The organism is Natrinema sp. LJW11, assembly GCF_056135975.1.
Genome location: NZ_JBWBDM010000003.1, coordinates 153,537 through 163,174 on the forward strand (window position 1 = coordinate 153,537; position 9,638 = coordinate 163,174).

Sequence of the window (9,638 nt, forward strand, 5' to 3'; positions counted from 1 at the left end):
TCGGCGACGGCGGTCAGTACGCGGAGACGGCGATCGCCTCGCGCTCGTCGGAGACGCCCGCAAACGACGGCGCCCGCGTCCCCGACACCGAGACGACGCGGGAGGCGACGGCGACGCCGAATCTGAGCGCCGCCGCGTCCGATTCTTGCCTGGCACGGGCGGCGAGCACGCCCGCCAGGAGGGCGTCGCCCGCGCCGACGGTGTCGACCACGTCGACGTCCGCCGCCGGCGCGTGCAGGGTCCGGTCCGGCGCCGCCATGATCGCACCCTCGGCGCCCAGCGAGGCGACGACGCGGTCGAAGCCGGCGGTCCGAAGCTCCTCGGCGGCCGCGATCGCCGACCGGACGTCGTTCACTCGCCTCCCCGTCGCCGCGGCGAGCTCCTCGTGGTTGGGTTTGCAGAGCGCGTACTCGGCCTCGAGGTCGGCGAGCATCGCTCCACCGACATCGACGACCGTCTCCCAGGGGCCGGCCTCGGCCACGCGGTCGATCGTTTCGGGACCGGCACCGACCGGCAGACTGCCGGCGATCACGATCGTATCGGGGTCGTACTCCCGAAGCGTCTCGACGACGTTTTCCACCGTCGGCGCGGCGATCCGGGGGCCGTTCTGGTTGATCTTGTACTCGCCGTCGGGTCCGAGCACGGTGGCGTTGAGCCGCGTCTCGCCGTCGATCTCGACGAAATCCGCGTCGATCGCTCCCCGCGAGAGCCGCTCGAGGAGATAGCGACCGAGAAACCCGCCGGCGACGCCGGTTGCGACGGTCTCGACGTCGAGTTCGACCAGGTACTTCGAGACGTTGATCCCCTTGCCGCCCGCGTCGTAGCGGTACTCGTCAGTGCGGGCGACGGCTCCGTCGGTCAACGGCTCGGAGAGTTCGACCGTGTAGTCGATCGCCGGATTGAGCGTCACGCTAGCGATCATTCGGCACCTCCACGCCGACGGTCACGTCGGCCGCCGCGACGGCCTCCGCGACCTCGCCGGTCGGCTCGGCATCGGTTATCAGCACGTCTACGTCGGACAGGGCTGCGAACTGGACGAAACTCTGCTCGCCGAACTTGGTCTCGTCGGTGACGAGGACGACTCGCTCCGCGCTCTCGACCATCAGCTCCTTTATCCGCGCTTCGTCCTCGTTCGGCGTCGTCAGACTCCCGTCACCGGTGATGCCGTTCGTCCCCAGAAAGAGCAGATCGAAGTTCGTCCGGTCCAGAAACGTCTCCGCGCTCGGACCGACGAGCGCCCGCGTGCGGTGGCGGAGCGTTCCGCCGGTAAGCTTCACGTCGTTTGCGTCTTTCCCCAGTTCGAGCGCCAGCAGTGGCGAGTTCGTCACCGGAATGAACGCGACGTCGGTCGGTGACCGCTTCGCGACCTGCATCGTCGTCGTCCCAGAATCGAAGAAGACGACCTGCCCGTCGTGGATTTCCGTTGCGGCCCGTTCGCCGATGGCGGCCTTCGCCTCGAGGTTCTGGACTTCCTTCTGGACGTAGGTCTGTTCGCGGCCGACCGCCGTCACCGGGACGGCGCCGCCGTGGGACCGCTCGACGAGACGTTCCTCCTCGAGATCGTCCAGATCCCGCCGGATAGTCGCCTTCGATACGTCGAGTTCGGCGGCCAACTCCTCGACCGAGCAGCCGTCCCGATCCGAGACGAGTTCGACGATCGTCCGTTTGCGCTGTTCGGGTAACATGTCACTGGAAGGGCGTTGGACCCATCTGCGTTCTGCACGGTTTTATTTGTTTATGCTGCTTCTGGTGATCGTTTCTGTCCGTTTCAGATGGATTGAATAGTGTCAGTACTAAAGCGGTGGTCGACGGCCCCGATACTCGAGCGACGGAGACTACCGACGATGCGCTGAGATCGAATCGACCGTCGGTTCGACGCGGCGGAGGGACCGATCTCGTGAGGCGTCGGGCGCGGCCGGATCAGAGGCGATCGATGATCGCGTCGGTCACGTCCTCGGTCGAGGCGTCCCCGCCCAGGTCGGGCGTCCGCGGCCCGTCGGCGAGCGTCGCTTCGACGGCCACGTGAACGGCGTCGCTCTCCTCGTCGTAGCCGAGGTACTCGAGCAGCATCGCGGCGGAGATGATCGTCGCGGCGGGGTTTGCGACACCCTGTCCGGCGATGTCCGGTGCGGTGCCGTGGACGGGTTCGAACAGCGCGCGGTCGGGGCCGATGTTGGCCGAGGGGAGCAGTCCGAGACCGCCGACGAGGCCGGCGGCGAGGTCCGAGAGCACGTCGCCCGCGAGGTTCGGGCAGACGACCACGTCGAACTGTTCGGGGTCGAGACAGACCCGCGTCGCGAAGGCGTCCATCAGCACCTGATCGGTCTCGACGCCGTTCTCGTCGGCGACCGATTTGACGGTGTCACGGAAGAGACCGTCCGTCTCGCGCATGACGTTCGCCTTGTGCACGATCGAGAAACCGTCGTGGTCGTCGCCGGCGACGTAGTCGCAGGCGAACTCCGCGAGCCGTTCGGAGGCCGACTCCGTGACGACTCGAGTCAGCGTCGAGACGTCCTGGGTCAATCGATTCTCGTGGCCCGCGTAGACCCCCTCGGTGTTCTCTCGCAGGAAAATCAGATCCGTCTCGGGGCGCACGGCGTCGATCCCTGGATACGCTTTCGCGGGCCGAACGTTGACGAACGAGTCCACCGCCGTCCGAAGCGGCAGGATGACGTCCGCGGCCGTCTCGCCGGCCGCACCGAACAGCGTCGCGTCCGCCGACGCCGCGAGGTCGTAGGTCTCCTGGGGTAAGGCCTCGCCGGTCTCTTCCTTTACCGCATCGCCCGCGTCGGCTTCGACGAACTCGAAGTCGATCGCGAGGGCCTCGAGGACCTCGACCGCTGCGGGCGTCACTTCCTGTCCGATCCCGTCGCCCGGAATGACGGCGATTTCGTGAGTCATGCCCTACCTTCTACCGCACGCTGAAAAGAGGGTATCGATGTCTCGGAGCGGTTCGGGACCCGTCTCGGAGAGCATCGACACCGGATCGAAGTCGGGTCGGAGACCGTCTGGGAGGGGCGGCTCACGCCTCGAACGGATCGTAACCGGCGGACCGACCGATTCCGAACGTCACGGCGGTGACCTATCGGTTCGCGCGAGGAGCAATCCCGCGAGCACGGTGAGCGCTATCACGGCCACGATCGTCGCCGTCGCGAATTTCGATAGCGATATCGGTAGCGGCGCCGAAAGCGCCACCGTCACGGCCGCCGTCTCCTCGCTTTCGACCGCACCGGTCGCCACGCTCGACGATTCGAACGCCGGAGCGGACGCCGCGACCGTGTACGATTCGCCGGTGCCGGGAACGGTCACAGTGAGCCCCCCCGCGTCGTCGGTCGTCGACGCGGCCTCGAACGCGGCCTCGTCGCGCGTGACCGAAACGGTCGCGTCCTCGATCAGTTCGCCGTCCGCCGTTTCGACCACGACCTCGAGGACGGCGTTCCCCCGTAGCGCGATCGATTCGACGCGCTCCTCAGCCGTCGACGGAGAGACGGTTCGCCGGTCGTCGACGTAGCCTGGAGCGCGCACGCGGAGTTCATAGTCGCCCCGAGACGGAACGTTCTCGATCCGGTACGTTCCGTCGTTGATACGGACGCCGGAGTACGTGCCACGGGCCCCGGTCGCATCGACCGTCGCCGATTCGATCGGCTCGTGGAAGTGGGCGTCCGCCACCGCGACTGCGATCGTTCCGGCCCCGGCGAGCGAGACGTCGACTGCGGTCGTCTCGCCGGCCGGAACGGTCCTCGTTTCGGCGGTCGGTTCGTAGCCGCGTTTCTCGACGGTCACGGCGTACTCCCGATCGCCCGGGAGACCGGTGAGTTCGAACGCTCCGTCCGAATCCGTCGTCGTCTCCTCCGTTTCGCCGTCGCCGATGACCGAAACCGTGGCGTTCGAGATCTGTTCGCCGGTCTCCGCGTCCGTTACCGTCCCTCCGATCGCCGCCTCGTTGCCCGCGGATTCGTCGCGGGTCGGCGTCAGTGTCGACGATCGGGGATCGTCGTCGCCGGCAGCCCCCGGCTGTGAGGCGGCCGCCACGGAGACGCTCGAGGCGACTGCGCCGGCGACGACGAGCGCGAGTGCGATCAACACGACCCCCACCCGGAATCGGGATCGATCCCTGGCCCCGATTGACATTACGAGAACCAAACGGACCGGTGCGGTTAAACGTAGTTATCGGGTCCCGCTTCGGGATAGCGCCGCGACCATCCCGAACGGCCGCGTCTCGGTCTCAGGGGCTGCTGACGCCAGTCGAAAATCCGATCGCGTCGGCGAGGGCACGCCGCTTGAGCAGGACGAAGCCGACCGCGACCAACCCGAAGCCACCGATCGTCAGGACGCCGATCTCCTCGCCGAGCAGGAAGACGCTCGCGACCGTCGCCACGATCGGGACCAGGTAACCGATCAGCGCCGCCTCGAACGCGCCGTGTTCCTCGAGGATGGAGAAGTAGATCATAAACGCGACGGCGGTCGCGAAAACCCCGAGGTAGAGCAGGGCGCCCACGGAGACGGGGCCGAGCACGTCGGCGCTGGGAAACTCGCCGGCACCCAGACTGACGGCGTGCAAGACCAGTCCGCCGACGAGCATCGACCAGCCGACCAGCGGCAGTCGCTCGAGCGTCGGCCCGGCCCGCTGGATCAGGACGCCCCCGAGCGCGACGCTACACACCTGGCCGACGATGAGCATTCGCGCGGCGGTGTCGCCCGCCAGCAGGTTCCCCGGATCGGGCTGGACGACGAGGCCGACGCCCAGAAAGCCGATGGCGGCACCGACGGCCCCGAGCGGCGAGAGCCGTTCACCCAGCAGCGGGATCGCCCACAGTGCGGTCACGATCGGAACCAGTCCCTGCAAGATCGCGGCGACGCCGCTCGGAACCGTCTGCTGGCCGAGGAAGAGGAAACCGTTGCCCGCGATGAGGAAGACGCCACCGCCCGCGACGGCCGCCAGATCGTTCCGCGCGGTCGGCCGCCACGTCTCGACCCGGACGACGGCCGCGGCCAGCAACAGGACCGCTGCGATGTCGTACCGGGCGGCGGCGAAGAGCAGCGGCGGGAGGTACTCGAGGCCGATCGAAATCGCGGGAAAGGAAAAGCCCCAGAGAACGGCCAGCAACACGAAAAGCGACGCATCGAGAGCGCGAGACATGGGGGAACGTAGCCGTCAGACTCCGAAATATCTCGCGCTTTCGGTGGGTTCCTGCCGCTTCCGGTGTGACAACAGGGTGCAAATCGGGTGCTCGAGACCGAGGCGGACGACTCGATTCGAATAGCCGAAACGATCGAACGCGACGGACGTCGAAAACGGGTCGCAAAAACGAAAGCCCGCCTATTCGGCTTCGGGAATCGCCGCGTCGTCGACGTACGGCAGTTCTCGAGCCAATTCGGTGACTGCGCCGGCGTTGGACTTCATCAGCGCCGTCGTGTCCCAGACGCCGTCGACGAGCGCCTTGCGCTGGGCGTCGTCGACGGTGACGGCGATGGTTTCGCCGCCGTAGGTGACGGTTTCGGCTTCGATATCGATGTCGATCTCGCCGTCGGGGTTCGCGTCGACCCAGTCCTGGAGGTCCTCGATCGTCTCGCTGTCGGCGGTCACGGTCGGGATGCCGAGCGCCAGGCAGTTGCCCGCGAAGATCTCGGCGAAGCTCTCGCCGACGACCGCGTCGATCCCCCAGCGCATCAGCGCCTGGGGGGCGTGCTCGCGCGAGGAGCCACAGCCGAAGTTCGAGTTGACGACCATCACCGAGGAGTCCTGGTAGCGGGCCTCGTTGAACGGGTGCTCCTTTTGATTGTCGTCGTCGTCGAAGCGCAGATCGAAGAACGCGAACTCGCCCAGTCCGTCGAAGGTGACGACCTTCATGAACCGCGCGGGGATGATCTGGTCGGTGTCGATGTCGTTACCTCGAATGGGGATGCCGGAGCCGGAAACGTAGTTGACTTCCGGAATTTCGACTTCGTCTCCGCCGTCGGTTCGGACCTCCCGAACCTCGGCGTCGCTCGCGGGCATCCGCCCGCTCGCTCGTTGCGAGGACTCGCTTCGCTCGTCCTCGCGGGTCACGCCAAATTCACCTCCTTCAGGTCGCGCACGTCAGAGACTTCGCCGGTGATCGCCGCCGCGGCGACCATCCGCGGGCTCATTAGCACGGTGCGGCCATCTTTCGATCCCTGTCGGCCGACGAAGTTCCGGTTCGAGGAGGAGGCACAGGCCTCGTCGCCCTCGAGTTGGTCCTCGTTCATGCCGAGACACATCGAACAGCCCGCGTTTCGCCACTCGAAACCGGCTTCCTCGAAGGTGTCCTTGAGGCCTTCCTCCTCGGCGGTCCGCTGCACGCGCTGGCTGCCGGGGACGACCATCGCGCGGACGTCGTCGTCGACCTGGCGGCCCTCGACGATCCGAGCGGCGCGTCGCAGGTCCGGCAGGCGAGCGTTCGTACAGGAGCCGAGGAAGGCGACGTCGATGTCGTAGCCCTCCATCGTCTCGCCGGGCTCGACGCGCATGTGTTCTTGCGCGCGTCGGGCGGTGTCTTGCTTCTCTTCCGGCAGCGCCTCCGGTTCCGGAATCGGATCGGAGATGCCGACTCCCTGTCCGGGCGTGGTCCCCCAGGTGACGACCGGCTCGAGTTCGTTCGCGTCGATGTGGACGACGTCGTCGTACTCGGCGTCCGCGTCGGAGCGAATGGACTCCCAGTAGGGTTTGAGTTCGTCGAACTTCTCCGGGTTCTCCTGGAAGTAGTCGGTCTCTTTCATCCACTCGTAGGTAGTCTCGTCGGGGTTGACGTAGCCCGCGCGAGCGCCGCCCTCGATGGACATGTTACAGATCGACATCCGCCCTTCCATGCCGAGGCTCTCGATGGCCTCGCCGGCGTACTCGTAGACGTAGCCGACGCCGCCCTCTGTTCCCAGGCGACGGATAATCTCGAGGATGACGTCCTTCGCCTCGACGCCGTCGCCGAGTTCGCCGTCGATCTGGATCTTGCGGACCTTCTGTTTCTCCATCGCGACGGTGCCCGTCGCGAGCACGTCGCGGATCTGGGAGGTCCCGATACCGAAGGCGAGCGCGCCGAAGGCACCGTGGGTGGAGGTGTGAGAGTCTCCACAGACGATCGTCTTGCCGGGTTGGGTGATGCCCTGCTCCGGTCCGATGACGTGGACGATCCCCTGATCGCCCGTCGTCGGGTCCGAGAACTCGATGCCCGCGTCGCGGACGTTCTCCTCGAGTTCGGCCATCATTTCCTCGGCCGCGTCCTCCGTGTAGGGACGGGACTGATCTGCCGTCGGGACGATGTGGTCGACCGTCGCGTGGGTCAGCTTCGGAAAGGCGACCTCGAGGTCGCGCTCGCGAAGCATTCCGAACGCCTGCGGGCTCGTGACCTCGTGGATGAGGTGGAGCCCGACGAACAGCTGATCCTGTCCGGTCGGCAGCGTCGTGACTTTGTGGCGATCCCAGACCTTGTCGTACAGTGTGCCCTTGCTCATTCCTCTCCCACCGTGTCGCTATCGGACTGCCGTCCGTGTTCGGTCCCGCGCTCGAAGACGCGGTTCGCGTCGTCGGCCCGCTTCGGCGGCGTGTGGTCGACGTCGCTCATCGTTCCGTTCGTGTCGGTACGTTCCTCCGCTCCGTCGGCCTCGGTCGTCTCCGACGTGCCGCCGTCGGCGGCGACGATCGGCCCGCGGCTGAACAGCCGGCCAGCCGTCTCCCCCGTGTGGGGGTTCGTATGGCTGATCTCGCCCATCGTGTCCGTCTTCGTGTCGTTTTCGCTCATGATTGCTCGGATTCCGGTGTTAGTCGTCCGCCTGCACCTTGGCGGACTCCTCCTCGTCTTCGGTTTCCCCTTCCTCGGCCCAGGTGAACAGGTCGCGGAGCCGTTCGCCGACTTCCTCGATCTCGTGGTCCTTCTCGGCCTGGTTGAGCTGCGTGTAGACGGGCCGGTTGGCCTGGTTCTCCGAGATCCACTCGGTCGCGAACTCGCCGTTCTGGACCTGCTCGAGCACTTCCTCCATGTTCTCTCGAACGTGATCGTCGATCACGTCGTCGCCCCGGGTGAGCCCGCCGTACTCGGCGGTGTCGGAAACGGAGTCCCACATCGCGCCGAGCCCGCCCTCGTACATGAGGTCGACGATGAGCTTCATCTCGTTCATGCACTCGAAGTAGGCCATTTCGGGGCTGTAGCCGGCGTCGACCAGCGTCTCGTAGCCCGTTTTGATCAGTTCGGCGATGCCGCCACAGAGGACGGCCTGCTCGCCGAAGATGTCCGTCTCGGTTTCCTCGCGGAAGCTCGTCTCGACGACGCCGGCGCGAGTACAACCGATCCCCTTCGCGTACGCGAGCGCACGCTCCTTCGCATCGCCGGTTTCGTCCTGGTAGACCGCGAGCAGTCCGGGGGTTCCTTCGTCGTTCTCGTAGTTGCGGCGAACCAGATGGCCCGGCGATTTCGGCGCGATCATCGTCACGTCGATCCCCTCCGGGGGCTGGATCTGGTTGTAGTGAATGTTAAAGCCGTGGGCGAACTGCAGCGTGTCCCCCTCCTCGAGTTCCGGTTCGATGTCCGCGTAGACCGCCGGCTGAACCGTATCGGGCACCAGCACGGAGATGACGTCGGCTTGCGAGGCTGCCTCGACCGGTGTCGCGACGTCTAACCCGTCGGCCTGGGCCGCGTCGCGCGAGGACGAGTCCTCCCGCAGGCCGACGACCACGTCGACCCCGCTGTCGTCGAGGTTCAGCGCGTGGGCGTGTCCCTGGCTCCCGTAGCCGAGAACGGCTACTGTCGCGTTTTCGAGATGCGATCCGTCCGCGTCGTCGTCGTAGTAGATATCGGTGTTGAATTCGTCAGTCATTGGTAGCTGTCTCTGTGTATTGTCCGTCGTAGTTCGCCTCGTCGGCGGGCTGTCCCGTCGAATCGGACGCGGCGGTCCGATCGGTGCCGCGGGCCAGCGCCGTCGTCCCGGTCCGGGAAATCTCTCGGATCCCGAACTGGCTGAAGGTGTCGATCGCGGCCTCGATCTTCTGGCGCGCGCCGGTCACTTCGATCGTCGCCGTCTCCGGACTCGAGTCGACCGTCTTGGCGTTGTACATGTCCGCGACGGCGGCGACCTGGCCGGGTCGATCGGCGTCGACCTTGATCAGCGCCAGTTCCCGACGCATCGCGTCGGGCTCGAGTTCGCGCACGGAGATGACCGGCACCAGTTTACGCAGTTGCTTTTCGACCTGATCGATCCCCGGGTCGGGTTCCTCGACGACGATCGTGATTCGCGCGTGATCGTCGTTTTCCGTGGGGCCGACGGTCAGGCTCTCGATGTTGAACTGCCGGCGCGAGAACAGTCCCGAGACGTCCGAGAGAACGCCCGGTTCGTGTTCGACCAGCGCCGAGATGACGGTACGCCGGGGCTCGTGGGTCACTTCGACCTCCGGGTCGATGCGAATACCCTGTTTGTTGCGCCGTCCCGCGGGGGTCGGGCGCGTTTCGGGTTCGGGCCCCTCGAGTCCGCGTTTCATAGCTGGTCCTCCGCCAGTGCGAACTGGCCGTTGTCGCCGCCGCTTGGCACCATCGGGTAGACGTTGGCGTCGGGATCGATATGAACGTCGATCACCGACGGCCCGTCGTAGGCGATCGCGGCCTCGATCGTGTCGGCGACGTCGTCGTAGTCGT

11 protein-coding genes are annotated in these 9,638 nt (G+C 66.4%); all 11 read right to left on the reverse strand.

All coding sequences use genetic code 11. The features are described 5' to 3' along the window. Nucleotides 1-13: 13 nt before the first annotated feature. Complete coding sequence (gene pfkB / locus AC0QDI_RS09715) at nucleotides 14-922, reverse strand: 1-phosphofructokinase (RefSeq protein ID WP_474667617.1); 909 nt, start codon at nucleotides 920-922, stop codon at nucleotides 14-16. Further along, a complete protein-coding gene (gene glpR, locus AC0QDI_RS09720) occupies nucleotides 912-1,685 on the reverse strand; it encodes an HTH-type transcriptional regulator GlpR (RefSeq protein ID WP_474667619.1) in 774 nt (257 codons plus the stop codon). The genes pfkB and glpR overlap by 11 nt, the downstream gene beginning before the upstream one ends. Nucleotides 1,686-1,920: 235 nt before the next feature. Further along, nucleotides 1,921-2,901: a 3-isopropylmalate dehydrogenase gene (gene leuB / locus AC0QDI_RS09725; RefSeq protein ID WP_474667621.1), complete on the reverse strand. Its 981-nt coding sequence runs from the start codon at nucleotides 2,899-2,901 to the stop codon at nucleotides 1,921-1,923. A 168-nt stretch (nucleotides 2,902-3,069) separates the two neighbouring features. After that, nucleotides 3,070-4,131 (reverse strand): carboxypeptidase regulatory-like domain-containing protein, encoded by a 1,062-nt coding sequence (locus tag AC0QDI_RS09730; RefSeq protein ID WP_474667622.1) that lies wholly within the window; start codon nucleotides 4,129-4,131, stop codon nucleotides 3,070-3,072. Between the two features lie 94 nt (nucleotides 4,132-4,225). Then, on the reverse strand, nucleotides 4,226-5,140 hold the full coding sequence (locus tag AC0QDI_RS09735) for a DMT family transporter (RefSeq protein WP_474667624.1): 915 nt from the start codon (nucleotides 5,138-5,140) through the stop codon (nucleotides 4,226-4,228). A 180-nt stretch (nucleotides 5,141-5,320) separates the two neighbouring features. Then, complete coding sequence (leuD, locus tag AC0QDI_RS09740; RefSeq protein ID WP_474667625.1) at nucleotides 5,321-6,049, reverse strand: 3-isopropylmalate dehydratase small subunit; 729 nt, start codon at nucleotides 6,047-6,049, stop codon at nucleotides 5,321-5,323. Next, on the reverse strand, nucleotides 6,046-7,467 hold the full coding sequence (gene leuC / locus AC0QDI_RS09745) for a 3-isopropylmalate dehydratase large subunit (RefSeq protein ID WP_474667627.1): 1,422 nt from the start codon (nucleotides 7,465-7,467) through the stop codon (nucleotides 6,046-6,048). The genes leuD and leuC overlap by 4 nt, the downstream gene beginning before the upstream one ends. After that, entirely contained in the window at nucleotides 7,464-7,754 is a 291-nt protein-coding gene (locus tag AC0QDI_RS09750; protein WP_474667629.1) for a DUF7989 family protein, read from the reverse strand. The genes leuC and AC0QDI_RS09750 overlap by 4 nt, the downstream gene beginning before the upstream one ends. A gap of 19 nt (nucleotides 7,755-7,773) precedes the next feature. Continuing rightward, nucleotides 7,774-8,826, reverse strand: a complete 1,053-nt coding sequence (ilvC, locus tag AC0QDI_RS09755; RefSeq protein ID WP_474667631.1) for a ketol-acid reductoisomerase — start codon at nucleotides 8,824-8,826, stop codon at nucleotides 7,774-7,776. Continuing rightward, entirely contained in the window at nucleotides 8,819-9,484 is a 666-nt protein-coding gene (gene ilvN / locus AC0QDI_RS09760; RefSeq protein WP_474667633.1) for an acetolactate synthase small subunit, read from the reverse strand. The genes ilvC and ilvN overlap by 8 nt, the downstream gene beginning before the upstream one ends. Next, the coding region (locus tag AC0QDI_RS09765) for a hypothetical protein (RefSeq protein WP_474668339.1) at nucleotides 9,481-9,638 on the reverse strand (158 nt) is incomplete at its 5' end. The genes AC0QDI_RS09765 and ilvN, both read right to left, overlap by 4 nt.

Bases quoted from the DNA above. Each gene is read 5' to 3' on its own strand.
- AC0QDI_RS09735 (WP_474667624.1), bottom strand. From the start codon at position 5,140: ATGTCTCGCGCTCTCGATGCGTCGCTTTTCGTGTTGCTGGCCGTTCTC.
- AC0QDI_RS09730 (WP_474667622.1), bottom strand. From the start codon at position 4,131: ATGTCAATCGGGGCCAGGGATCGATCCCGATTCCGGGTGGGGGTCGTG.
- pfkB (WP_474667617.1), bottom strand. From the start codon at position 922: ATGATCGCTAGCGTGACGCTCAATCCGGCGATCGACTACACGGTCGAA.
- ilvC (WP_474667631.1), bottom strand. From the start codon at position 8,826: ATGACTGACGAATTCAACACCGATATCTACTACGACGACGACGCGGAC.
- leuC (WP_474667627.1), bottom strand. From the start codon at position 7,467: ATGAGCAAGGGCACACTGTACGACAAGGTCTGGGATCGCCACAAAGTC.
- glpR (WP_474667619.1), bottom strand. From the start codon at position 1,685: ATGTTACCCGAACAGCGCAAACGGACGATCGTCGAACTCGTCTCGGAT.
- AC0QDI_RS09750 (WP_474667629.1), bottom strand. From the start codon at position 7,754: ATGAGCGAAAACGACACGAAGACGGACACGATGGGCGAGATCAGCCAT.
- leuB (WP_474667621.1), bottom strand. From the start codon at position 2,901: ATGACTCACGAAATCGCCGTCATTCCGGGCGACGGGATCGGACAGGAA.
- ilvN (WP_474667633.1), bottom strand. From the start codon at position 9,484: ATGAAACGCGGACTCGAGGGGCCCGAACCCGAAACGCGCCCGACCCCC.